General features: G+C 54.2%; 23 protein-coding genes. 11 read left to right on the plus strand and 12 right to left on the minus strand.

Annotated features, from left to right (window positions below):
- Positions 1 to 93 precede the first annotated feature (93 nt).
- Positions 94 to 288 (plus strand): DUF1059 domain-containing protein, encoded by a 195-nt coding sequence (locus D888_RS0116595; RefSeq protein ID WP_020677698.1) that lies wholly within the window; start codon positions 94 to 96, stop codon positions 286 to 288.
- 94 nt (positions 289 to 382) lie between these two features.
- Here D888_RS0116595 and D888_RS0116600 read toward each other — a convergent pair whose 3' ends face one another.
- From D888_RS0116600 to D888_RS0116615, 4 genes are all read right to left on the minus strand, one after another.
- Complete coding sequence (locus tag D888_RS0116600; RefSeq protein ID WP_020677699.1) at positions 383 to 1,018, minus strand: response regulator transcription factor; 636 nt, start codon at positions 1,016 to 1,018, stop codon at positions 383 to 385.
- 82 nt (positions 1,019 to 1,100) lie between these two features.
- Positions 1,101 to 3,683: a hypothetical protein gene (locus tag D888_RS0116605; RefSeq protein ID WP_020677700.1), complete on the minus strand. Its 2,583-nt coding sequence runs from the start codon at positions 3,681 to 3,683 to the stop codon at positions 1,101 to 1,103.
- Positions 3,684 to 3,945: 262 nt separating this feature from the next.
- Entirely contained in the window at positions 3,946 to 4,677 is a 732-nt protein-coding gene (locus D888_RS23380) for a response regulator transcription factor (RefSeq protein ID WP_020677701.1), read from the minus strand.
- A gap of 281 nt (positions 4,678 to 4,958) precedes the next feature.
- Entirely contained in the window at positions 4,959 to 5,360 is a 402-nt protein-coding gene (locus tag D888_RS0116615; RefSeq protein WP_020677702.1) for a hypothetical protein, read from the minus strand.
- A gap of 426 nt (positions 5,361 to 5,786) precedes the next feature.
- Between D888_RS0116615 and D888_RS22095 the strand changes: the two genes are divergently transcribed.
- The 7 genes from D888_RS22095 to D888_RS22105 all read left to right on the plus strand — a co-directional run bounded on the left by D888_RS22095 (position 5,787) and on the right by D888_RS22105 (position 15,657).
- Positions 5,787 to 6,974 (plus strand): efflux RND transporter periplasmic adaptor subunit, encoded by a 1,188-nt coding sequence (locus tag D888_RS22095; protein ID WP_083928892.1) that lies wholly within the window; start codon positions 5,787 to 5,789, stop codon positions 6,972 to 6,974.
- Positions 6,971 to 10,108 (plus strand): efflux RND transporter permease subunit, encoded by a 3,138-nt coding sequence (locus D888_RS0116625; protein ID WP_020677704.1) that lies wholly within the window; start codon positions 6,971 to 6,973, stop codon positions 10,106 to 10,108. The genes D888_RS22095 and D888_RS0116625 overlap by 4 nt, the downstream gene beginning before the upstream one ends.
- Before the next feature lie 133 nt (positions 10,109 to 10,241).
- Positions 10,242 to 10,436: a DUF1059 domain-containing protein gene (locus D888_RS0116630; protein ID WP_020677705.1), complete on the plus strand. Its 195-nt coding sequence runs from the start codon at positions 10,242 to 10,244 to the stop codon at positions 10,434 to 10,436.
- 159 nt (positions 10,437 to 10,595) lie between these two features.
- The gene (locus D888_RS0116635) at positions 10,596 to 10,976 is read left to right on the plus strand and encodes a hypothetical protein (protein ID WP_020677706.1); all 381 of its coding nucleotides are present in this window, start codon (positions 10,596 to 10,598) and stop codon (positions 10,974 to 10,976) included.
- A gap of 102 nt (positions 10,977 to 11,078) precedes the next feature.
- The gene (locus D888_RS22100) at positions 11,079 to 12,212 is read left to right on the plus strand and encodes a cache domain-containing protein (RefSeq protein WP_020677707.1); all 1,134 of its coding nucleotides are present in this window, start codon (positions 11,079 to 11,081) and stop codon (positions 12,210 to 12,212) included.
- Between the two features lie 147 nt (positions 12,213 to 12,359).
- Positions 12,360 to 13,889: a SulP family inorganic anion transporter gene (locus D888_RS0116645; protein ID WP_020677708.1), complete on the plus strand. Its 1,530-nt coding sequence runs from the start codon at positions 12,360 to 12,362 to the stop codon at positions 13,887 to 13,889.
- A 191-nt stretch (positions 13,890 to 14,080) separates the two neighbouring features.
- A protein-coding gene (locus D888_RS22105; protein WP_156827038.1) for an IS3 family transposase occupies positions 14,081 to 15,657 on the plus strand; the annotation gives its coding sequence in 2 pieces (ribosomal slippage) (positions 14,081 to 14,552 and positions 14,552 to 15,657; 1,578 coding nt in all).
- Positions 15,658 to 15,942: 285 nt separating this feature from the next.
- On the opposite strand, the gene D888_RS0116660 is transcribed toward D888_RS22105, so the two are convergent.
- From D888_RS0116660 to D888_RS0116670, 3 genes are all read right to left on the minus strand, one after another.
- A complete protein-coding gene (locus D888_RS0116660) occupies positions 15,943 to 17,064 on the minus strand; it encodes a hypothetical protein (protein WP_020677711.1) in 1,122 nt (373 codons plus the stop codon).
- 507 nt (positions 17,065 to 17,571) lie between these two features.
- The gene (locus D888_RS0116665; protein ID WP_020677712.1) at positions 17,572 to 17,850 is read right to left on the minus strand and encodes a YrhK family protein; all 279 of its coding nucleotides are present in this window, start codon (positions 17,848 to 17,850) and stop codon (positions 17,572 to 17,574) included.
- A gap of 15 nt (positions 17,851 to 17,865) precedes the next feature.
- On the minus strand, positions 17,866 to 18,882 hold the full coding sequence (locus tag D888_RS0116670) for a GPMC system family 4 glycosyltransferase (RefSeq protein ID WP_020677713.1): 1,017 nt from the start codon (positions 18,880 to 18,882) through the stop codon (positions 17,866 to 17,868).
- A gap of 167 nt (positions 18,883 to 19,049) precedes the next feature.
- On the opposite strand from D888_RS0116670, the gene D888_RS0116675 reads away from it, so the two are divergent.
- Positions 19,050 to 19,205, plus strand: coding sequence for a hypothetical protein (locus tag D888_RS0116675; protein WP_169513297.1), 156 nt, complete (start codon positions 19,050 to 19,052; stop codon positions 19,203 to 19,205).
- A gap of 54 nt (positions 19,206 to 19,259) precedes the next feature.
- Here the strand turns inward: D888_RS0116675 and D888_RS0116680 are convergent, their stop codons facing one another.
- The 3 genes from D888_RS0116680 to D888_RS0116690 all read right to left on the minus strand — a co-directional run bounded on the left by D888_RS0116680 (position 19,260) and on the right by D888_RS0116690 (position 21,896).
- The gene (locus D888_RS0116680; protein ID WP_020677715.1) at positions 19,260 to 19,934 is read right to left on the minus strand and encodes a type 1 glutamine amidotransferase domain-containing protein; all 675 of its coding nucleotides are present in this window, start codon (positions 19,932 to 19,934) and stop codon (positions 19,260 to 19,262) included.
- Positions 19,935 to 20,122: 188 nt separating this feature from the next.
- A complete protein-coding gene (locus tag D888_RS0116685) occupies positions 20,123 to 21,160 on the minus strand; it encodes a zinc-binding dehydrogenase (RefSeq protein ID WP_020677716.1) in 1,038 nt (345 codons plus the stop codon).
- Positions 21,161 to 21,299: 139 nt separating this feature from the next.
- Entirely contained in the window at positions 21,300 to 21,896 is a 597-nt protein-coding gene (locus tag D888_RS0116690; protein WP_020677717.1) for a TetR/AcrR family transcriptional regulator, read from the minus strand.
- Positions 21,897 to 22,070: 174 nt separating this feature from the next.
- Between D888_RS0116690 and D888_RS0116695 the strand changes: the two genes are divergently transcribed.
- Positions 22,071 to 22,664 carry a MarC family protein gene (locus D888_RS0116695; protein ID WP_020677718.1) on the plus strand — a complete coding sequence of 198 codons (594 nt, stop codon included), beginning with the start codon at positions 22,071 to 22,073 and terminating at the stop codon, positions 22,662 to 22,664.
- Between the two features lie 27 nt (positions 22,665 to 22,691).
- Here the strand turns inward: D888_RS0116695 and D888_RS0116700 are convergent, their stop codons facing one another.
- Complete coding sequence (locus tag D888_RS0116700; protein WP_020677719.1) at positions 22,692 to 23,642, minus strand: mechanosensitive ion channel family protein; 951 nt, start codon at positions 23,640 to 23,642, stop codon at positions 22,692 to 22,694.
- Between the two features lie 113 nt (positions 23,643 to 23,755).
- On the opposite strand from D888_RS0116700, the gene D888_RS22110 reads away from it, so the two are divergent.
- Positions 23,756 to 24,559: a lipoate--protein ligase family protein gene (locus D888_RS22110; RefSeq protein ID WP_156827039.1), complete on the plus strand. Its 804-nt coding sequence runs from the start codon at positions 23,756 to 23,758 to the stop codon at positions 24,557 to 24,559.
- A gap of 80 nt (positions 24,560 to 24,639) precedes the next feature.
- Here the strand turns inward: D888_RS22110 and D888_RS0116710 are convergent, their stop codons facing one another.
- Positions 24,640 to 25,074 (minus strand): heme-binding domain-containing protein, encoded by a 435-nt coding sequence (locus tag D888_RS0116710; protein ID WP_020677721.1) that lies wholly within the window; start codon positions 25,072 to 25,074, stop codon positions 24,640 to 24,642.
- Positions 25,075 to 25,102 lie beyond the last annotated feature (28 nt).

Genomic DNA, 25,102 nt, shown 5'->3' on the forward strand with positions numbered 1-25,102 from the left:
GTGACCAACAGGTAGCGACCGCCGCAGGCCTGAACCTGAGATGTTGAAAGTTGTTGGGTACAAAACAACAACGTCCGGGAAAGGAGAAATTTTATGGGACGCAAATATGTCGATTGCCGAGAACTTTCGGGTGACGCTCATTGTTCCACAACCATTGCTGCGGAAAATGATAAGGAACTGATGCAGGCCGCACTTAAACATGCCATCAATGTGCACGGATTGGCTAACACTGCCGAATTACGCAAGCAGATCAGCTCCCACTTCAAAGAAGGTAACCCGCCGCTGTGATGCCATCTGGCAGGCTGAGTTTAAGGGACACCCCTTGCGGAGTGTCCCTTTTTTGTATTCAGAAAAGATCAGCCGATGATCAGACCAACGCTCACTAGGCCAGGTGTGCGTATTGCTGAAATTCAGTGTCGTATCCTCTGGCAACGCTGACCAGTTGAGAGCGGTTGCTGACATTCATCCGCTTAAAAATTCTGCTGACATGCGCCTTAATGGTGTGCTCACTCAAGCAGAGTTTTTCTCCAATCTCACGATTTTTGTCGCCTAAGGTAATCAACTGAATAATTTTCTTGTCCTGCTCACTCAAACTTCTGACGCCGCCATTCTCAGTCATCGCGCCATTACGGCCCAGCAGTGATTTTAGATGTTTCTGATCGATCCAGATCTCACCTTCGTGAACGACCTTGAGTGCCTTATGAAACATTTCGATGCTGGCGTCTGGAGAGATAATCCCTTGAATTTTATGACAAACCAGCAGACAGGCAATCTCCTGGTCTTTCAATCCGGTATCCAGTAGAACCGTTTTGGCTTCCGGGTAGGAGAGCTGAAGGGCATGAAAATCCTGGTTGGCATCGAACAACAAAATATCCGGCGCCAGCGAAGAGTCCTTGCTGTGGAAATGAGAAAATGCCTTGTTCTGCGGATTTTCTGAAGTGATTTTATACAGACCCTCACCCAAAATATTATTGCTGACGGCGATCAAGACATTGATCTGTTCGTGGTCAGTCCTCATGACAGCTAGCCTCCTGATTTTAGCGGAGTTGGAAGAGCTCTAAAGCTGGTCGGGTGCGATACGTCGCACCCGACCACAAAATTTAGAGGCCTGCCATCGGTTCCTCAACCGGATCATGAATAATGCTGTGAATAAAAACAATCACGCGCCGGACATCATCTGCATGCTGCACAAATGCTGCGATATTGCTGGCCGGCTCATCGCCTTCCCCTCTGACACCGACTTCACCGTCAAGCACCCGGGTCCAGACGAAGTCGTCCTGAGCGATGTATGGGCAGACATCCTCTGACCGTTCTACAAAGTTAACCGGAACACCCGCAAAATCGATCACCGGGTCAGACGTCGGATCAGACATCGGGCCATAGTCAGCCATCGGGCAATGTGAAACGTCGGAGAAGTCCGCGTATCCATTCACAAGATGAGCGATCCCGGTCGGTTGTCCCTGGGAACCGTCGCCATATTTCAGATAGCCCATACCGTGCTCATTCAGCACCTCATCCGCCAAGGTGATTGCGAGGGTGAAGGTCTCTTTGGTCCCTTCAAGGTTCACCGTCACCGGCACTTCCAGGGTGCCTGATTTCATCAACGCACCATAAATGGCCAGATTCTCGAGCGGTGAATCGATGGCGGCATCCACCCGGACTGTATCCAGATAATTTCCCTCAGCGTCATAAACCTCTTTCTCGGTCGTCAGCACAATCCGCCCGGCCAGATCGCGTTTGATCCCCACCGCGGCATTGATCCGGTTGACCACCTCGTAGAGATGACGATCCATCATGCCCGGATTGTTGAGCGAGGAGCGGACACAATTCAGCCGACCCATCTCGACTTCCATGACGTAGTCCTCATAGCCGAGCAGTGGAGTGCACTTGAACTGCCCGTCCTGATATTCCTCGAGCACCATTGGCACCGTATCGCTGGGAGTGGTCAGCGGATTGCCGGCTTCATCAAGAACAGGCACGCCGTCTTCATCCAGAACCGGCAACTCGAGTGGTTGCGAGGCGAGCGGCTGGACACAACCCAGAGTTTCGTCAAGCAAAGGCACACCGTTAGCGTCGCGCTTAAGAACCCAGAGATCCCCATAAAGATCTTTGGCCTCCAGCGGACCCAGTTGATTGATGCCCATGAGGGTATTGATAAAGACCGTTGCATCTATACTCACCGGAACTTCCTTGCCCGATGCGGCCCCGAGAGCGGCCGCTGCGGTTTCTAGCATCAGGTGCCGGTCATACTGGCCTTTCATGATTTCGGGCATCATGCCATGGCCCGGATAACGTACCAGGATCTCTCCATCCCATGTCGGGGCGATCCCGTCATTCGGTGCATCCTGAATGATGCTATGAATAACCACGATCATCTTGCGCGCATCATCGGCATGCTTGGCAAAGCCGCGAATATTTTCACCCTGATATAAATCTTCGGCAAAAAACCGCTGCCACACATCCTCGCGTTGATCCGTGTAGGTGCACCCTCCGCCCGAAGGATCAGCTTCGGGGTGAAACTGCACATAAGCCATGGGGTGTCCGTGGTAGTCATCTTTGGTGGAGTGGGTCACGCCCGACAGGTCGGCGTAGCCATTGATCAAACCGACCCCTCGCTCGCGCCCCGGAGTGCCATCACGCAAATAGGACAACGCGCCCAGATACAGATCTGGCCGGATCTCCAGCCAGGGCGCCGGCAGGAGCTGCCCCTCTTCACCAATCTTCTGGATGCCGTAGCCGGCCAGGCGACCTTCAACCATCAGCGCCCGGTAAAGGGCCAGGTTTTCACGGGGCGAGTCGATAGGCGACTGGACAAGTTCGGTGCCGATGACCTCCCCCTGTTCGTTGATCAGATCCTGCTCGCCGATCAGAACCAGTCTGCCGGACAGGTCAGTCCTGACTGCGATCGAACTGTTGATATTGTTGATTGCCTCTTCCAAAGCCCGAGCCATGTTGTCCGGATTTTTTACCGAAGAGCGGATCATGTTCAAGCGCCCCATTTCAACCGGTATGGTGAAATCTTCGTATCCCTCGACTACCGTGCATTTATATTCACCATCCTTGTACTCCTCAAGGAGCATCGGGACCGTGTCACTGAAATAATAGAGTGCCTCGCCCTGTTCATCGAACATCTGATTTCCGTCATTATCCAGCTGCGGTAACTCGATCGGTTCCGACGCAATCGGCTGCTCGCATCCGATTGCGTCCAACACTGGCGCACCGTTGTCATCTCTGAGCGTGACCCACAGATCACCGTAAAGGCAGCCCATCTCTGTCTCCGAGCTGGAAGCTGCAGCCGGAACGACCGTCAGGTCAAGCTGGTTGATCCCAAAGACCGTGTTAACGAAGACCACCTGCTCAATCCCGATCGGATTCTCTTTACCGGTTGCCGCCGCCAGAAATGACGCCGCAGAGTCAAGAATTGCGGGGTCAAGCTGTGCCTCGGGTACCGGGCCGGGGACCGGGTCAGTTACCGGGTCAGTTACCGGGTCAGTTACCGGGTCAGTTACCGGGTCAGTTACCGGGTCGGTTACCGGGTCGGTTACCGGGTCGGTTACCGGGTCGGTTACCTGCGGTTGATCTAGCGGCAACGCAGTCGTGTTAGTCTCCCCACATCCCTGAAGGCCGATGACCGACAAGACAATAAAGACCCAGCCAAATCTTCTCCATACTCGCAACAACATACCCTGCCTCCTTTCGTTGATATGCCAACGCCAGAGCAACAGAATCGGGACATTCATATTTTTGGAAATCGCACTCTCTGTACCCGATTTGAGTATTGCCACTCAACGCCGCATCAACTTGCGTTTAATACCCAAAACCCAGACAGCCTTCACCATGGTCAGTCAATTATTGACCCTTTCCGGTACCTTGCAATTAGACGAAAGGATGATTTAACGGACCATTTACGCGATCAAAAAGGCTCAGAAGAAAGGATGATAAAAATTAGGGAAGGATGCTTTCATAGGGAAAAAGGATGAGGAAGGGGAAGCGGACTAATAGGTTATTTTTCGCCCATAGCACGGCCTGTACTCTGCTGGCGACATCGATTTTACGAAAAATATTTTGCAGGTGGGTTTTTACGGTGTGGGTGCTGATGCATAACTGCTCAGCTATGGCCTTGTTGGAAGCCCCTGTGGACAGGAAATGCAGGATTTCTATTTCGCGCGCAGACATGGAATGCTTAACTGGTTCCGACTGCCCGTTCCCGGCGTAGCTCTCCAGCAGGCATTCGGAGAGCAGACCTCGTGAAACCCAGAGCTCCCCGGAATTAATCGTACAGATCCCGTTAAGCAGATCTTCGGTAGGGTCATCCTCATACAAAAGTCCCCGGGCCCCATTTCTTAGAGCTGCTTTTTCAATTTCGAGGCCGTGAACAACATTGAACAGGACCAGCATATCTTGAGAATGGACCTGCCAGGCCTGGGATTGAAGCAGTTGCATCAAATTCTCTCGGTCCATTGTCCGGGTGTCCACCATGATCATTTTCTGACCAAAAGGAACCCCCTGATTGCTGACAGGGACATCTTCAAGTTTATTGACCTCATACCACCGGGCAGCCGTGTGATTCTTGATATAATTGATGATGAGTTCGCGTTCGAAGCGCAAGGAGCCAACGAAATAAATATGACGGCCGCGGTATTGGCAATCAGCACATCGACTCGCAAAGTATTTCATATACTCACCCTTGCACGATTAGAGCATGGATAAAGAACCTGACCTTGGTCTTCAATTTTAAGGCATAAAACCCGTTTGGCAAGGAATTTTCAAAAATAAAACATCAGTTTTTCGACCATTTAGCACACACAAGTCGATCATTCCGAAAGACAAAACATTTTATAATGTTCCTTATCAAAGAACTGTTTAAAGCGCGCCTGCTGCATTAAACACAAAAGCCCCATCACACACTGGCGATGGGGCTGGAGGAGCATCACTTTTAATTTGGCCCGACGGAGTTATTAGTTCCCACCTCGGCTGGAGCCACCTGCACCCTGGGATCCACGATGGCCTCTTTCCATCCCTTGCGGAACCTTATCAGGGAGAGATTTCCCCATAGCTTTGGCGCGTTCCTGCATTCTCTCATGATGACGCATGCGAAACTGCTCTCTCTCCTCCTGAGTTTTCTGCGCACGCAGCTGCGTCCGATACTCACGTTGTTCCTTGTCACTCATCAGCTGTGCGCCATAGATCCTGTCATTGTCCTGCAGGCGATCCTGATCCCTCAGCTGGTCCTGATCCGACGTCGGGTCCATCAACTGGGTGCGATCCTGATCGCGGTCACGATCCTGATCGGCAGCGAGAGCAATCCCAATGCCCCAGCAATTCATCACAATGAAAAGTGCCAGCATAACTTTGATCATGACGTCCTCCCTTTCCTCGGCAACCGGGTTAATAACAAAACATCCCTTGCACACAAATTATAAACCAGCGATTCGAAGTCTTTCGGCTCTATTTGCGAGACCTTCGTATCAATCCAGAAGTGGCAGCAAAGCGATCCATACGCCCGATTCGCACAAAATCTATCATTTAAAAACCTGTGAGTAACGGCCCGGAGATCCTCATGCCTGAGCTACATCTGCTCGATCTTTGCCCCAAAAGAGAGCATTTCGATCACTCCTGGGCGTAAATTCTATTGTTAATCTTAGGCGCTCGTCTTAATCTCCAAAAATCAACATCCGGTGCGGCATTGCAACCTTAACTGGCCTCATCTGCTGCTCGGCAAGGGGTTACCTAGCGGGCTTTCTAACGGCGCTGGGGTAGATAAATTTAATGGGAGAGGGAAAACCATGAAACACCACACACCAACAACCCGTGGAACCAGGCCTCTATCCTTGATGAAACCTGCCGGGATTACCTGGCTTTTCACCCTTCTTTTTCTGTTGTTGGTCCTGAGCGGCTGTTCGGAGAACAAAGCGGGGCGGTCAGCCCAAGCCAAATCCGCGCCGAAGCCCCTGCCGGTCAAAATCGCCAGCGTTGTACTTAAGGATATGCCCGTCGAACTGCGTGCCATCGGCAGCGCCGAAGCCTTCGCCCGGGTCGAGATTCGCTCGCAGGTCAGCGGCCTGCTCGAACAGGTCGGGTTTAAGGAGGGGGATCGGATCAAAAAAGGAGACCTGCTGTTCCGTATCGATTCACGTCCCTTTGCCAGCCGGCTTGAGCAGGCGAGTGCGGCCCTGTCCAGAGACCGCGCCGAACTTGAAAATGCGCGCAAACAGGTCGCGCGCTATCTCCCCGCCGCTACGCAGGGCTACGCTTCCGTCGAGCAGTCCGATCAGGCCCAGACCAGCGTGGCGAGCCTGGAGGCCACGCTGCTGGCCGATCAGGCCGCGCTCAAGAATGCGCGCCTCGAGCTGGATAATTGCACGATCAGCTCGCCCCTCTCCGGCTACAGCGGCGAGCTGCTGGTCGATCCCGGCGCGCTGATCAAGGCGACGGATCAGGCTTTGGTGACGATCAATCAGACCTCACCGATCAAGGTCAGTTTCACCCTGCCTGAACAAGCCCTGCCGGAACTCAAGAAGCATCTTAAGGCCGGGGATATGGAGGTGTTCGTCGATTCCGCCGGCACCCAGGTGACCGGCAAGCTCAGCTTTGTCGATAATCAGGTGAATCAGGCGACCGGCACCATCCGCCTCAAGGCCATTGTTAACAATGATCTCCGCCAGCTGTGGCCGGGAGAATTCGTTAACGTCCGCCTGCGCTTGACCACCATCAAGAGCGCAAGCGTCATTCCGACCCGCGCGATACAGTCCAGTCAGACTGGAGATTTCGTCTACGTGGTCAAGAGCGATCAGACGGTTGAACAGCGTTCCGTCAATGTGGCATTCAGCGTTGACGATCAGAGCGTGATTGAAAAGGGTCTCGACCCGGGGGAAACGGTGGTCACCGACGGCCAGCTGCGCTTGCGCCCCGGAGCCATGGTTAAAGCGCTTGAGGACCCCGCGACAACCGCTGCCCCCAAGGCGGCCCAATGAACATTTCCGCCCTGTTTATCCGCCGCCCGGTCATGACCAGCCTGGTCATGTCGGCGATCTTGATCTTCGGCACCTTTGCCTACCAGCTGCTGGCAGTCAACGATCTGCCGAGTATTGATTTTCCGACCATCCAGGTGCGCGCCAGCCTCCCCGGCGCCAGCCCCGAAACCATGGCCAGCGCCGTGGCGACCCCGCTCGAACGTCAGCTTTCGACCATCGCCGGGATTGATTCCTTAAGCTCCACCAACGGTGAAGGCTCGACTATCATCACCATTCAGTTCGCCCTCGATCGGGATATCGACGCGGCCGCTCAGGATGTACAGACCGCCATTTCTCAGGCGGCGCGACGTCTGCCGCGTGAAATGTCGAGCCCCCCTTCGATCCGCAAGGTCAACCCGGCCGCTTCGTCAATCCTCTACCTGGCAATGACCTCAAAAACCCTGCCCCTCTCCGAGGTCAACGAGTTTGCCGATACGGTCATCGCGCCGAGCATCTCCATGGTCAACGGAGTGGCACAGGTCAATGTTTACGGCTCGCAGAAGTATGCCGTGCGGATCGGCCTCGACCCGCGCAAGCTGGCGAGTCTGAAGATCGGCCTCGACGAGGTCGAGCAGGTGCTCGCCAAATGGAATGTCAACCTGCCCACCGGCGGGCTGGAGGGGGAGAATCAGTCGTTCACCATCCAGGTCAGCGGTCAGCTTTATAACGCCGCCGCCTTCCGTAAGCTGGTCGTGGCCTATCGTGACGCGGCACCGGTGCGCCTGTCCGACATCGCCACCGTCAGCGACAGCGTCGAGAACGACAAGGTCGCTGCCTGGTTCAGCACCAAACAACAGACCACCCGCGCGGTCATTCTGGCGATCCAGCGCCAGCCCGGCACCAACACCATCAAAGTCGTCAACGACATCATCAAGCAGCTGCCGAGCTTCCGCCAGCAGCTCCCCGGTGCGGTCGAGCTGAATCTCATGTACGACCGCTCCAGCTCGATCCGCGAATCGGTCGCCGAAGTCAAACTTACCCTGTTAATCACCATCGCACTGGTGATCCTGGTGATCTTTCTCTTTCTGCGCAACCTCTCGGCGACGATCATCCCCGCCCTGGCGCTGCCGCTGTCGATCGTCGGCACCTTCGCCGCCATGCAGCTGCTCGGCTATTCGGTCAACAACATCACCCTGCTGGCATTAACCCTGTCGGTCGGCTTTGTCGTGGATGACGCCATCGTCATGCTCGAAAACATCGTGCGTCACATGGAGCATGGCGAGACGGCGCGCGAAGCGGCCTTCAAGGGTGCGCAGGAGATCGGCTTCACCATCATCTCCATGACCATCTCGCTGGTCGCGGTCTTTATTCCGGTGCTCTTCATGGCCGGCATGCTTGGACGGGTGCTGCACGAGTTTGCGGTGACCATCACGGTGGCGATTCTGATCTCGGGTTTTGTCTCGCTGACCCTGACCCCGATGCTCGGCAGCCGCTTCCTCAAACCACCTTCCAACAAGCAGCATAGTGCTCTGTATAACCTGATGGAGCGCTTCTTCGCTGGCTGGTTGCGACTCTATGATAAATCACTTCACTGGGTGCTGCGCTTCCGTCGCCTAACCCTGGTGTTGACCCTGGTGCTGACCCTGGTGACGATCTGGCTGTTCAGCCGGATGCCGACCGGGCTCTTCCCGCCCGACGATGTCGGCGCGCTGCGCGGCATCACCGAAGGCACACAGGGGGTTTCCTTCGAAGAGATGAAACGCAACCAGGCACAGCTGGCGGCAATTATTATTCAGGACCCCGATGTCGAGGCCTTCATGTCCTCGGTCGGCGCTGCCGGTTCACGGGTCGGCTCCAACAGCGGCTTTATGTTCATCAAACTCAAGCCGCGCGCTGAGCGCAAGGCGGACGCCGATCAGATTATCCAGCGCCTGCGCCCCAAACTCACCGGTGTCCCGGGGATCAAAATCTTCTTGCAGAATCCGCCGCCGATCCGGCTTGAAACCAAGAGCAGCAAAGCTCAGTACCAGTTCGTGCTGCAGGATCCCGACAGCACAGAGCTCTATGCCCATGCCGAAAAATTTGAAGAGCAGCTGCGCAACCTGCCCCAGCTGCAGGATGTCACCTCCGACCTCGAGATCAAGAATCCGCAGCTGAACCTGACCATCGACCGTGACCGCGCCGCGGCCCTCGGCGTCAGCGCCGAGCAGATCGAGAGCACCCTTTACTCGGCCTACGGCACCCGCCAGGTCTCGACGATCTTCACCCCGACCAATCAGTATCAGGTCATCATGGAGCTGGCGCCGCAGTACCAGACCGACCCGGCGGCGCTCGAACTGCTCTATGTTCGCTCAGATCGGGGCGCGCTGGTGCCCCTGAAATCGCTGGTCAGCATCACACGCGGCCTGGGCCCGCTGTCGGTCAATCATCTGGGCCAGATCACTGCGGTGACCATCTCGTTCAACTTGCGCCCGGATGTTCCGTTAGGGGACGCGGTCAAGCTCATCGAGCAAGCGGCGCTCAGCCTGCCGGCAACCATCACCACCGGTTTTCAGGGCGCCGCCCAGGTTTATCAGGCCTCGACCAAGGGGCTGGCCCTGCTGCTGATTCTGGCGGTCCTGGTCATCTATCTGGTGCTGGGAATTCTGTATGAGAGTTACATCCATCCGCTGACGATCCTCTCCGGCCTGCCGTCGGCCGGCTTCGGCGCTCTGATCACCCTAATGATCTTCGGCAAGGATCTCAACCTCTACGCCTTCGTCGGTATTATCATGCTGGTCGGGATCGTCAAGAAGAACGCGATCATGATGATCGACTTCGCGCTGGAGGCCCAACGCACCGAAGGGAAGGCCCCGCTGGACGCGATCGTCCAGGGCTGCCTGGTGCGTTTTCGACCGATCATGATGACCACCATGGCGGCGCTGATGGGCACCCTGCCCATCGCCATCGGCATCGGTGCCGGCGCCGAATCACGCCGCGCCCTGGGCCTCGCCGTAGTCGGCGGGCTGCTGGTGTCGCAGCTCATGACCCTGTATATCACCCCGGTCATCTACTACTACATGGACCGGGCGCAGGCCTGGGTTAAGATGCGTCTCTTCAGGCAGGGGGAGAATAAACCGGCGAGGATTACGACGTCAGAGCAAAAACAACGATAAATCAGTCGGTTTCCTACAAGAATGGCGAGAATGCGATAAACTGATGCCTGCAGGCAGCGGCTGGCGCAAGCCTGTTCCTGTTGTGTGCGGCGGTTGTTTTCAATACTGTGACTGCCGGGGAAGGAGAAGCCTTATGGGACGCAAATATGTGGAATGTCGTCATCTTTCAGGTGACACTCATTGTCCCAAAACTCTTGTCGCTGACAGCGACAACGAACTGATGGAGGCCGTGATCAAGCACGCGATCAACGCTCATGGTCTTGCCAACACCTCGAGTTTCCGCAAAGAGGTCAGCACACACTTCAAAGAAGGCAATCCACCACTTTGAATCTGGCTGACATGCAGTGAATATTTCAGGGACACCTCTCGCGGAGTGTCCCTTTTTCATATCCAGGATTATCTGTTATGCTCGGTTCCGTGGTCGGAGGGGGCTATCACTCCTCAGAACGAGCGTTCGCGCGCCGCTGGACACAGAAAAGAACGAGCTATGAACGACACGACGAACTTCAAAGTTTGTCTGGTTTGCCAGACTGCCTGGCCGACGCGTGACGCCTTTATTAACGACGCTGAGGTCGGATTGATCGGCTATCAGGCCAACTTTGTCGCTCCGGAAAGAGGCCTGTTTTTATTCAACCATTCCTGTAACGGGACCCTCTCGATCGCAGTGGATGCCTTTGCCGACCTCTACGCAGGACCGGTATTCACCGAGCGAAAAACCGGTTCTGATGAATGCCCCGGCTACTGCCTGCACCAGAACAACCTGAGGCCCTGCCCGGCCACATGCGAATGCGCCTACGTTCGGGAGATTCTGCAGCTACTGTCCAGACCCGAAAAAAATCCGACCTCGTCTCTGCCAGAACCGGTTTAATTTACTTTTCCGGTTCATTACCTTACCCTTCTGTTTCGAACTTGGTATGATCTCGGAACAACTGCTATTGATCGAGTTTTTATTTTGGTTTGGAAGGAATCCATGGCCCGTAAAAATCAGCGGCTCATTCTCACAATCAGCCTGCTGCTGGTTGTCGGGTTTTTACTCACCAGTCTTGCCAGCTTCTTCGTTTCGCGTGCTTCACTCCGGCAGCAGATCACTCAAAGCACCCTGCCGCTGACCAGCGACACCATCTATTCAGAAATTCAGCGCGACCTCTTAAAGCCGATTTTCATCTCATCCCTGATGGCCCAGGATACCTTCTTGCGCGACTGGGTTCTTGCAGGGGAAAAAGCCCCCACGGCTATGACCCGCTACCTCAAGGAAATCCAGGAGCGTTATCAGACTGAAACCAGTTTTTTCATCTCGGAGAAGACAGGCACCTATTATCAGGCCAAAGGAATTCTCAAACATATTTCGCCCGACAATAAACGCGACGCCTGGTATTTCCGGGTGCGCAACATGGCCGCTGATTATGAAGTCAACATTGATCAGGACATGGCCAATCTCGACACCATGACGGTCTTCATCAATTATAAGGTCTTCGACTTTTCGGGAAAATTTATCGGCGCCACGGGAGTAGGGCTGACGGTCAATTCGGTCAAAACCCTGCTCGACAGCTATCAGCAGAAATACGGGCGCGAAGTTTATTTTATTGATCGGAAAGGCGCTGTAACCTTGCATAGCGACAATTTTCCGGAGGGGATCACGACCCTGTCGATGAAACCTGGAATCTCGTCCCTGAAAGATGCCATCCTTACCTCTGAGAATGGCGTCTTTTCGTTCCAGAACCAGGGGAGCAGGGTCCATCTCAATTCGCGTTTCATCCCCGAATTTAACTGGTACCTGCTGGTCGAGCAGAATGAAGATGCTGCACTCAGCAGTATCTATAAAACTCTGGTCATCAACCTGCTGATCTGCGCGGCACTAACCGCAATTGTGCTCTTTTTGACCCACTTGACCATCAAGTCTTACCAGTCCCGGATTGAAACCCTGCGCGGCATCGTGCCGATCTGCGCCTTTTGCAAAAAAGTTCGTGACGACCAGGGCTACTGGAACCAGGTCGAAGCTTATATCGAAAAGCACTCCGAAGCCGAATTTTCTCACTCCTACTGCCCTGACTGTGTCGATAAAAACTTTCCACAATACGCAGACAAGATCAATAAGCGCTCGTGATGAGGGTGGCCAGGGCACGCCGATTCAAACTCAATAGTTCCAGACCTCATTCTATTTAAACCTTGCATCTCCCCCGGCAACCGACTAAGGTCGGCGTCTTTTGCTTTACCACTTCTGTTACAAATCCCCCCCTTTTGAGGACAATAAATGTACGAATTTCTCGTCAATAAGACGGCTAGCTACAAAAATGACATTCTCTCCGGCCTGACAGTTTCGCTGGCGCTGGTACCCGAAGCGGTCGCTTTCGCCTTCGTCGCCGGTGTTCAGCCCCTGGTCGGTCTTTATGCCGCCTTTATGGTCGGACTGATCACCGCGGTTCTGGGTGGCCGACCGGGGATGATCTCCGGGGCGACCGGTGCGCTGGCGGTGGTGATGATCGACCTGGTCGCCACGCATGGCGTCGAGTATCTGTTTGCGACCGTGGTGCTGATGGGGATCATCCAGATCAGTGCCGGGGTGCTGCGTCTGGGCAAGTTTATCCGCCTGATTCCGCATCCGGTGATGCTTGGTTTTGTCAACGGTCTGGGGATTGTCATCTTTCTCGCCCAACTCGGCCAGTTCAAAATCGCCGACAAGGACAACGTACTGCATTGGATGCAGGACCCGCCGCTCTATTTGATGCTCGGCCTTGTCGCCCTTACCATGGCGATCATCATCCTTCTCCCTAAACTCACCAAAGCCGTCCCCGCTGCCCTGGTCGCGATATTGGTGGTCACCGCGCTGGTCCATGGTTTCGGCCTTGACACCCGCACCGTCGGCGACCTCGCTTCATTAGCCGGAGGCCTGCCGGACTTTCATATCCCGATGGTGGTTCTAACCCTGGACAGCATCAAAATCATCCTCCCCTACGCGATAATCCTCGCCGCCATCGGCCTGATCGAATCGTTGATGACCCTGACCTTGATCGACGAAGTCACCGAAACCCGTGGTCGCGGCAACCGCGAATGCATCGGTCAAGGCGTCGCCAATGTCGTGACCGGTTTCTTCGGTGGCATGGGCGGTTGCGCCATGATTGGTCAGAGCATCATCAACGTCAATTCGGGTGGACGCGGACGCCTATCAGGGATTGCGGCGGTGCTCTTTCTGCTCAGCTACATTCTCTTCGCTTCGGATCTGATCGAGATGATTCCGCTGGCCGCACTGATCGGCGTGATGTTTATGGTGGTAGTCGGAACCTTCGCCTGGTCGAGCCTGCGCATCCTGCATAAGATCCCTCTTACAGATGCCCTGGTCCTGGTCCTGGTTTCAGCGGTCACCGTCTTTACCGATCTGGCCATCGCCGTCGCCATCGGTGTGATCGTATCGGCGCTGGTCTTCGCCTGGCAGAACGCGCGGCGCATCTATGCTGAAATTTCAACGGAAGCAAACGGGACAAAAACCTATTGCCTGCATGGCCCCCTGTTCTTCGGCTCGGTCCGTTCTTTCCACGATCAATTCACTCCGGCAGACGATCCCGACGAAGTGGTTATCGACTTTCAGCGCTCACGCGTCTGCGACCATTCGGGGCTCGAAGCGGTCAGCAGCCTCACCGAACGCTATCTGGGGCAGGGGAAGAAACTGCGCTTGAAACACCTGAGCGCCGAATGCCGTACCCTGCTCAGCAACGCCGGAAGCATGATTGAGGTCAACGTCATCGAAGACCCGCGCTACCGCGTGGCGCTGGATGAACTAGCCTGACAGGCATTCAATGATGAGAAAAGGCCACCTCGAACTATTCGGGGTGGCCTTTATTTGGGCTTTGTTAGTGATTTGTACTGCAGCTGGAGCCCCCTGTGCTATTAACCCTAAGGTGAAGCAAGACCCCCCTGTGCCAGCATAGTTGTCGCCTCTAGCTAAACTCAACACTATTGGGGGCAGTTAGGTGGCACATGTATTCCAAAGCGTTCAGAGCCTTGATGGTTAGGAAGATGGCAGATCCAAACGGACCTGGCCCAATGTCTATTGCCAAGGACATTGGCGTCTCACGAAGCACCCTCTATCGATGGGCGGGTGAAACTGATACCGTAGATGTTGCTGCTCTCCCTGACCCGCCCTCATTCTCCAAATCCATGCAGAGGATGTCCAGCATGAAACGACCGCAAGATTGGAGTCCTGAAGAGAAACTGGCTGCTGTGCTTGAGGCGACTTCCCTTTCAGAGGAAGATCTTGGTCCCTTCTTGCGCAGTCGGGGCTTACATGAAGCCCATTTGCAACAGTGGCATGAGCAGATACTGGTAGGACTTGAACCAGCCCCAACAACACGTGTTGTCAGAAAACGCATTCAGGAACTCGAGAAAGAACTCAATCGCAAAGATAAGGCTTTGGCTGAAGCTGCGGCTTTGCTGGTTCTCAAAAAAAAAGCCCAGGACATTTGGGGGGACGAGGACGACGACACGACCCTGTAGCGAGAAAGAAGGTGCTAGCCCTAATCGAGCAAGCAGTGCGCTGTGGAGCCAGGTTGGAGCCCGCCGCTCGGATGCTCGGGTTAACAGCCCGAACTGTACAGCGATGGCGAGGTCAGCATGGTGGCTACGACCGACGCAATGGTCCAAAGGTCACACCAGCGAACAAGCTGTCCTCTTCAGAACGACAACAGGTCCTGTCAGTGTCCAATTCCCTGGGGTATCGAGACCTCTCTCCTCGGCAGATCGTCCCCCGCCTGGCTGATAAAGGGCAGTATATCGCTTCGGAATCGACCTTCTACCGCATTTTGCGAGCTGAAGGTCAATTAGCGCATCGGGAACGCTGCCGACCAGTCAAGCATCGTCGCCCAAAGGAGAAAAAAGCAACCGGCCCATGCCAGGTGTGGTCCTGGGATATCTCCTATCTCAGATCAATAGTGAGGGGCCAGTTCTTCTATTTGTACCTGATTCTCGACATCTGGAGCCGTAAGATCATGGCGGCAACGGTCTTTTCCGTGGAGGGAGACCAGAATGCCTCTTTGTTGTTCATGGATGTGATTTGCAATCACAATATAAACCCCGAAGGGCTGATCCTGCATTCTGACAACGGCAGTCCAATGAAGGGATCGACGATGTTGGCAACCCTTCAGCGCCTGGGTGTGATGCCTTCTTTTAGTCGGCCTAGTGTCAGCAATGACAACCCTTTCTCGGAGTCGCTGTTCCGCACTTTGAAGTATCGACCGGAATACCCCTCGCACCCTTTTGCGTCTGTACAACAGGCACAGCAATGGGTTGATCGATTCGTTCTTTGGTACAACACCGAACATCGGCACAGCGAGATCCGCTTCGTGACTCCGGATGAACGTCACTACGGGCAGGAAAAAGCCATTCTAGATAAACGCAAAGAAGTTTACGAGCTGGCTAGACAAAAGACCCCTAGCCGTTGGACTCAGCAGACCCGCAACTGGAAACCGATTGAAATTGTTGTGCTAAACCCGGCACCCGAAAGGCCCTCCGAAGAGGGCCTCCGAAGAGGGCCTCAACATAGCGATATAATTAAATGAGGTGACAACTATCTTGACACCCGCCGAGACCCCATTATTGAGCAACTTATAGGAAAGCCCCGGTCTGTATAAACAAGCGGGGGCTTTCTTGTGTTTCAAATCGTGACTTATGAGAAGGGACAGATCTTCTCTTCACCGAGTCTCCAGACCGACAATTCAGAAGATCCTTACTCTCAATGAAGGACCTCAGTATGTTAGATGTTAATACAAATTTATCCCTGTTGCCTTGAAGAAATATTCTCATCAGATAATTGCCCATGATTTAATTTCGCCAAAGTTACTGATTTAATCTTCTATACGTTGCCAACTGTTGTTTACTGTTTTAAAGATCCCTTGGACTTTCAGCGGTGCACGAGTGGTTCGGGGGTCAAACTCGTGAAGCATCGGTAAGCTGAAATAGTACAGCCTTGTTGCTGCCCCGAAACGTAGACGGCAGACCGGTAAGCCATTAAAATCATCAACTTGGTACTCGGGGGTGCCTGCCGTTAAAATTTTGTGGCTTTTATGAAAAAGAACTGACGAATGGCCAAAGCTAAATGATTCCTTTTTGGGTAGTCCACTCGTCTCTGCCGAGGTATTGCAAAACACGGTGATCGTATTTCGGACTCCAGGCGTATACTGCATATATTCGCCATAAAAACCATTAACTACGTCACGAAATGCCGTGTGTTCGGGTTTTGGATTGCATTCCAAAACCATCAGCAGATCAAGTTGTTGGCGACTATTAAAAAATAAATGATTGGCTTTGTCGACTATTGCGCTGATGTTCGACTGGTAAAGGTCACGGTAAATATAATCGAAGCAGATCAGGCTCATGAAATGTAAGCTGTTCGGCTGACAATGGAACAGTGGGAAAACCTTCCCTCGGTAGAGGTTGTGCAGTGAATCAAGGTGCTCTTCCCCGACATACGGATGACTTTTGGCCTGCATGAACACCCTTAACCTGCCATCATTTTCCTTGACCGCGGTAATGCTCCAGTTGGTTGGAAGTTCATTGCTGTCACCGCTATCGAGATCCTGAATGACCGAAGCCAGTGCTTCAGGGTTGTCATTAGGGTAGCGCTCCAGAAACTCCCGGTACTTCACCAGTGGCACATGGTCCACCCCAAAAAACGTCACTGTATTTGGCCGGAATCTTTCTTTTATGAATGCCAGGGCACTGTCAACATATTCGCCCGAAATAGCCGCTTCTGGAAGAGCCAGAAAATGGCATTTTTTCAAGTTCCCGTCACCCGTAGCAACGAGTTCGAAGACCGCCTTCACTTCCTCCCACTTATTTTTAGGGTTGGCCAGTCGACAGGAAAAATCGGCCAAGCCCAAATGATTGGGAATCTGGCAAACCATGTAGTGCAAAGGATCGCCAAGAGGCAGGTCGATATTGATTTGTTTTTCGATGATTTCAAACATCACAAAATCTCCCAAAAGATCTTAGATTGGTGTCGTCACAAGCGTTAACTGTCGATAAATTCGTGAATTTTTTCAGAAACATTCTTTAATTTAACAGCTATCGTTATTCACGTTCCACCAGAGCCTAAAGAGGTGACACCGGTTCTTCGGGTTGTTTCCAACAGTAAGTCATCATTGATTTTCAAACAAGTGAAGGGGGGATAACATCTAAAAGATTGTAAGTTTTAACTGGGGGGGGAACGTCTTGGATTTTGTACTGCATTGTTTTCGAGACCAAAATCTGATTGGTTTTAAGGTTACAAAATACCCTGAGATTCGAGAAAGCACCCATCGCAATCGGTTCATGCCATACTGCTAGCCATCGATTGCCACGAAGAACATGGTGAGCGGGTCAGCATCAAAAGAGTCCGTGAGCTACGCAACAATATTCGCAATAAGACCGCAGCTTAGGCCCGCCAGATATCATTGGCCTGGAGTTCGGGGCCTTTGCAACTTCTTAACCGGAGACTACTGACTTTTTTTAACTTTTGTGTGATAAACGTGTCTTACGTGTATCAAGCTCGCTAGTTTTAATACCGGCTTTATCAATAACTGCACACTGCCAACGATAAACAGCCAAGTGCCACGCTCCACCAAGGAATTTGAAAGAAAGAAAAAACTTCCTACCAAAAACCAGATTGCGATCAAAAGATCATTTATCGCTCCTACAGCCTCATATCTGCGTTGAACAATTACATGTTCTCGACCTAAATCAAATTCCATACTTAGACTTTCGTGCTCGCTCATTTTTCTCCTTAATCCTTAGTCAGCCGCGCCGCGCAATACTTCTTCGAGCAAATCGCCTAACCGCTCCCCTTCAATTTCAGCCGAGAAGCTCAGGAGATCAGGACGACTCAAGCGTTGCCGCAGGGTCGGTTCGGTAATCAATCTGAGCGCCTGGCGCTCAAAATCAAGGTCGTCGTCAAACACCAGGCCATTGTCCTCAGGCCGCACAACGCTGGCGTTTCCGGGGATATTGCGCGCTAGAATCGGACGCCCGAGGCTGGCAGCTTCGACCAGGGCGTTAGGCACCCCTTCGGAGGTTGAATTATTCAGAATCAAATCAGACTGCAGCAGCACATCGGGCATCGCAGCATAGGGAATCTCGCCCAGATAGTAAGTGCGTGGCTGCATTTGGAGTGCGGCGAAGAATTGAGCGGCATATTCAGTATCGAGAACCGGGCCACAAAATGCCAGATGCAAGTTCGGAGTGCACTTCAGCAGACCTCTCGCCATCTTCGCCAGTTCAAGGCTCCCCTTCACCGGGCGCAGACTGCCGGGGTGCAACATCAACAGATCTTCTGCAGAGAGTCCGAGGTTACTCCGCAAGGGATAACCGGCGGCGCCAAGCACAATCCCTGGGGGCAACAGCTTTAACTTGGCGATCCAGGGATTATTTGTCTCCTGCAGACCACTGAAAGCAATAGGGTTCTGCACGATAACAGCGCTGGCTCCAGTCAGGGTTCGATTGATAATTAACGCGCGCTCCGGGTTATTCAGGTCACGGTTGAGATCGGTACCGGTCAGCAGCACGGCGTAGGGGATATCGAACTGCGCCTGACTCAGCAACCAGGGCTTCCCGCTGCGATAGGCATGCAGCAGCAGAACGATGTCCGGCGGCGATTGCAAGGCTTCAAGAATCGGGGCAGGTTCGTTCTCGGCCACCTCAATAATGCGTATCTGCCAGCCGCGATGCGACAGGCTCAGGGCAAAACGGCTGGCGCTGACATGGTTGCCGGTGGTATGGGGTTGACGGGGGATGATGATCAGCAGATTCATTACGACTCGATAAATTTCAATGGGTTGTTCCGGAAGGTCCGGATCAACGACTAAGAGGTGGATAAGGCCAGGTACGCACTTGCCTTTACGACCACAACGGCTATCATCAAGGGATGATAAAGCTGATCTGGATTGGCATATCCGCCATCATACTGCCATTTCTGGTAATGGCGCTCGAATATATCTGGGCACTGGTCTCCGGCGCAAAGGGCGAACACCTCGCTTCGGCCGGTTTCTGGGGGGTGATGCTTGGCTACTATCTGCTTCCCGTGGGAATCGTGCTGCTTGTCATCGGACTGCTCGGATGGTTAATGAAACGCTGAGGCAGAAGGCCGCAGCCGGGATCAACCGACTGCGGCGGAGTAGACGTTCTCAGACTAGAACAGTTTAACCATCTCTTGTGCGACCGCCTCAGATGAGGCCGGATTCTGCCCGGTTAACAGCTTGCCGTCAATCTCAATATGACTCCCCCAGTCGGCACCTTTGGCGTAGAGACCGCCATTTTTCTTGAGCATATCTTCCACCAGAAACGGCACTATTTTAGTCAGTTGTACCGCCTCTTCTTCGCTGTTGCTGAAACCGGTCACGCGTTTCCCCTTGACCAGCGGGGCACCATCGACACCCTTGGCATGACGCAGCACGCCGGGGGCATGGCAGACCAGACCCAGGGGTTTTCCGGCACGGTAAAAAGCTTCGATCAGTGCGATTGAGGCCTTGTCTTCGGCCAGGTCCCAGAGCGGCCCGTGACCACCAGGGTAAAAGATGGCGTCAAAATCAGCGGCGTTGAGCGTATCAAGACGCCGGGTGTTGGCGAGCAATTTTTGCGCGGCGGCATCCTCACGAAAGCGCGCGGTCGCGGCGGTATGAAAGTCCGGCTCATCACTTTTGGGATCCAGCGGCGGCTGACCGCCCTGCGGCGAAGCCAGGGTGACCTCAGCCTTGCTGTCGATAAACGTGTAGTAGGGCGAAGCGAATTCTTCCAGCCAGAAACCGGTCTTGAGGCCGGTGTCACCTAATTTGTCATGTGAAGTCAAAACCATCAAAATCTTCATCTATGTCTCCTTTAAGAGTGAAAAGTTAGTGGCGTCGCAAAAACTCACCAACTGCGGTGTTTCTGCAATCGTCTCACTGCTTCGACGTACGTAAATACGCCTCATTGTTCGACAATTGCGCGCCTTGCATTTGGCGTTTTTTGCTTAGCCAGACAATCTGATACTTTTTGCGAAAGCATCAAAGTTGCCTATTGTGCGTCATTGACGCGGATGACCAGCTTGCCGAAATTCTGCCCCTGCAGCAGGCCAATAAAGGCCTCGGGAGCATGCTCCAGCCCTTCAATGAGATGTTCACGATATTTAATTCGTCCCGCGCCGAGCCACTGCGCCATCTCCTTGGCAAACTCGGGATAACGCTGACCATAGTCATCAAAAATGATGAACCCCTGCACCCTGAGCCGCTTGGTCAAAACCGTGCGCATCAGCAGCGACAGGCGGTCAGGACCGGCGGGAAGCTCGGTGGCGTTGTACTGTGAGATCAGCCCACAGACCGGGATGCGCGCGCCGGTGCTCAGCAGCGGAAGCACGGCGTCGAAGACCTTACCGCCGACATTTTCATAATAGATGTCGATGCCGGCGCTGCAGACCTGTTTAAGTTGGGCAGCAAAATCGGGTGCCTTGTGATCCAGGCATTCATCAAAACCAAGCACCTCTTTGGCGTACTGGCATTTTTCGCTTCCACCCGCCACTCCGATCACCCGACAGCCTTTGAGCTTGCCGATCTGACCGACGGTAGCACCCACCGGCCCGGTCGCCGCCGCTACGACCAGCGTCTCGCCGGCTTTGGGCCGGCCAATGTCGAGCAGCCCCATGTACGCGGTAAAGCCGGGCATCCCCATGATTCCCAAAGCATAGGATGGATTTTGCGGAGCGGATCCCAACGCGGTCAGGCCGGTCCCGTCGGAGATGGCGTAATCCTGCCAGCCACTATAGGCCAGCACCCAGTCGCCGACCCGGTAATCCGGGTGCCGGGTTACTTCAACCTGACTGACCGTCGCGCCGAGCATCACCTGGTTCAGCTGCACCGGAGGAGCATACGAGGGGGCATCGCTCATCCGGCCGCGCATATAGGGGTCGAGGGACAGGTAGATACTGCGCAGCAGCACCTCCCCTTCCGCGGGCACGGGTTTGGTGGTCTCTTTAAGACGAAAATTCGCTGTAGTCGGCGCCCCGACCGGGCGTGATGCCAGCAGAATCTGGCGATTTTTTTCTCTGGTTGATTTCATCATTCTATCCTTGGGTTAGAAATTAAGTTACTTGAAGGCCAGCCTCCTCGGTGCATATCCGTCTCGCGGCCGGGATAGTAGACCAGTCGTCTAGCTGGAAGTGAAAAAGATCACCTCGTAAAATCTGGCCAGCATGCTGCTAAAGCAGGCCCTTGTTTTTCAGCAACGCTTTCGTTGTCTCCAGGGTCCGCTGCATGGCTGCGCCGTTCTGCTGCAATTTGCTCATCAGACTCGCCCCCAGCCACAGGTGATAAAGCAGTTCGGCGCTTCGTGCCGCGGGCATTTCAACGATGGAGCCGTCGCCGATACCGGCCTCAATACAGCCCGCGAGCCGTTCGATAATCCGTGAAGATCCATGCAGCAGGGCCAGCCGCATCGGCTCGGACAGATCCGCCACTTCGGCGCTGAGCTTGACCACCAGACACTTCTGCTCAGCACAGTCGGCTGACTGGGTTTCAACCCAGCGTTGCCAGTACCCCATCAGGCGCGTATAGCCCGTGCCGCGGGACGGGTCGAACAGTTCATCCAGGGCGAGCTGATAGGCCTTGAAGTAACTGAGGATCAACTCTTCGCCAAACTGCTCTTTCGATTTGAAATAGTAGTAGAAAGAACCCTTCGGCACCCCTGCATACTGGAGAATTTGTGCCAGCCCGACGGTGGAAAAGCCCTTGCTGGCAATCAGCTGGTAACCACTGTCCAGAATCTGTTGTTTTGTCGCGCTGGTTTCGGATTTCATAGTTCTGACCTTAACCTATAATAGACCGGTCGTCTAGTACTTTTTTAAATAATCCTTATTCCCTTCTGCTGCTGCACTTATATTGCCGAAATGCGCTCAGGGCGTGTTGATTTGAGGCTAAATCGGTTATGCTCTGCCGACATAATCAGGAAACAGATGTAAAGGATTCCCCCTATGTTGACCATGTTTATCAGCGTCTACCTCAAGATGTTCATGATTCTCACGCCGTTTTTCGTGATCTCGGCCTTTTTGTCCCTGACCCAGAAGTACACCGCGGCCGAGCGACAACAGACCGCTATCAAGGTCACCCTGGCGGTGATCGTCACCTGCTTTGTCTTCTTTGTCTTCGGACGTTATATTTTTGCGCTGTTCGGGATCACCCTCGATGCCTTCCGCATCGGCGCCGGGGCGGTGCTGTTTATCTCGGCCATCGGCTTGATTCAGGGGACGCGCATCGTCGCCTCAACCGACCCCGACCAGGAGCTGGCCGTGGTGCCGCTGGCGATTCCGATCACCGTCGGTCCGGGCACTATCGGCGCCCTGCTGGTTATGGGTGCGAGCTTAAAGGGGATGCCGGACAAGATCGTCGCGAGCGCGGCGCTCCTGGCCGCGATCCTCTCGGTCGGCGGGTTGCTGCTGGTTTCGGGCCGCCTGGAGAAGGTCATCGGTCAACAGGGGCTGGTCATCCTCACCAAACTCACCGGTCTCTTCGTCTCGGCGATTGCGGCGCAGATCTTCTTTACCGGGGTCAAAAACTTTCTCGGCTGACATGCGCGTTACCCTCACAGCGCGAAATCAGGGTTCGGCAGGGCTGCTCGTATCTGTGCCGAACAGCGCCTCGGGCCGGGTCCCCGGCTTCCCTTCCCGGTCGTTAAGATAATGGCGCTGAGTCGGATAGGCAAAGTCAATGTTGTCATGACGACCAAAAACTTCGAGCACCGATTCCCAGATATCCTGTTCGGTCGTGCGACGTTTGCGCGGATCACAGAGGTAACGCATAGTCAGCATCACCCCTGAATCCTTGACCGCGGTATAGACTGTTGGCGTCAAGGTCCGGTAAAAAATCATATATTTCTTGGCCGCTTCACGTAGTTCCTGCTGAGCTGTCGCACTGATCGCGCCACCGTGGTGGTTAACCACCTCCAGCAATAACGCCTTCGCCATGCGCCAGTCACTCTCGAATGTCACCAGCACCGGGATTTCGTTCCAGATATACTGAAACCCTTGCCGGTAGTTCGCCAGCACTTCGGAAAAAATCTTGCCGTTCGGGACGTGCAGGATCCGGCCTGTGCTCTGATCGGCATCGACCCAGTTGCCAATCTCCATCAGGCTGAACATGAAGATCCGCTGGTCGATGACATCACCGCGCTGATCACCGATCTGCACCCTGTCCCCCACTTTGAACGGTTGGCGCCAGAGGATAAACCCCCAGCCCGCCAGGTTAACCAGAGGGGATTGCAGAGCGATGGCCAGGCCGGCGGAGAGCAGCCCGAGGTAGGTTGAAATCGCCTCAAAGCCGGTAAACCAGATGCGCCCGACCACCAGAAATGCGAGCGGCCAGGTAATATAAATGACGATCTTGCGGATGCGGTATTGCGCCGTAATCTCCCGCCCGCGCAGCAGGATCCGCAAGGTTATCAGGCGAATGATCCAAAAAATCAGCAGTGCCAGCAGCGAGTAGAAAAGTTTCCCCTCAAAACCCTGTCCGGCTAAAATATGCTCGCGCAGATAGTTCCAGAAATCCATAGCGCCCTCCCGGGTCATTAAAGCCTCAGCGCCGCATGGCGTCGAACGGCCAAACCGATTTTCAGATGATGCCTTATAACTATAGCGCCCCAAAAAGCCTAAAGACTCAAAATATGCGTGAGGAGTTTAGCTTTTTCAAGTACTCTGCGCGCATGAAGAAACCCCCTGTAACCGAACTCTTCCCGCTTGTGCACTTTGACCGGCCCTGGCAACTGCTGCGCCCGGCAGCCATCACTGACCCTGTCGCCAGCATCCGCTTCGATGATGATTTGCTGCAGCGGGTTGGCAGCGGCGAGCTCGGCCCCAGCCTCTGCATCAGGCAGGGGCCGCAAAGCCTGGCGGTGACGAAACGTGAGTCACGCATGCCAAATTTTGCCCTGGCCGCAGAAACCCTGGCGCTACAGGGCTGGCCGCTGGTGGTGCGGAGTTCGGGGGGGTCCTGTGTGCCGCAGGGGCCGGGCATAATCAACCTGTCCCTGATTCATCCGCGCCTTAAAAACTGGACCCTGGAAGATGGCTATCGGCTGGTGTGTCACCTGCTGGAGGGCCTGCTCGCAACCTATGGCTTGCATGCCGAAACGGGTGAGGTGCCTGGTTCCTTCTGCGATGGACGCTACAACCTGCAGGTCGGCGGCCAGAAACTGGTCGGTACGGCGCAACGTTGGGCGGGGAGTAATCGCGAACAGGCGGCGATTCTGGTCCATGCCTGCCTGCTGGTCGACCTGGATCTGGACGCCGCAACGTCACAGATCAACCACCTCTATCGGATGTGCAGCAACCCCCTGCAGTTTGACCCAGCCGCCTGCACCAGTCTGCGCCAATGCCTCGAGAACCCTGCTTTTGTGAGCCCCGATGTTTTTATCACCGAGGTCGAAGAACGCCTGGCGCGCCTGCTGCTGGAGTCTTTTGCGATTTAGAAGCCGAGACGCCAAAAAAACCTCAGCTGGGTCGTTAACCCACAGCTCAGGTCTGGTCGGCGAAACAAGAGACCTTCAATCTACTTCTTTTCCTTATCGCCGAACGTTGCCACCAGGCCGGAGATGAGGGTCTGAGTCTCAGCATCGGTCAAACGCGCTTCAGGATGAGGGAGCAGATAATACCAGGGCGGCATCTCCCCTTCCCTGACAGCCCCTGCCGCCTCATCCCCTTTATTTCTCTGCTGCGGCCCCCAGTTTGACACGTTAAAATGCTGCCGCCCCTCCTCCACATCGCTTTGGACCAACCAGGAAACCGGCGCGTAATTGCTGTATTTCGGCCATTTGGTAACATGGCTGTGACAATCCCCACAGGCCTTAAGAAACAAGGCTTTGGTTTGGTTACTGTTCCACTGCGGTTCCGAGACAACCGCCGGATTTGAATGATCCTTCCCATAAGGGATGAATTGCATGGCCACAAGCACCAGGATAACAATCCCGAAAATTTTCAATTTCATAAATAAGACTCCCGTTGATTTCGGTTTA

Origin of the sequence: Geopsychrobacter electrodiphilus DSM 16401 (assembly GCF_000384395.1) — a bacterium.
GTDB classification, from domain to species: domain Bacteria; phylum Desulfobacterota; class Desulfuromonadia; order Desulfuromonadales; family Geopsychrobacteraceae; genus Geopsychrobacter; species Geopsychrobacter electrodiphilus.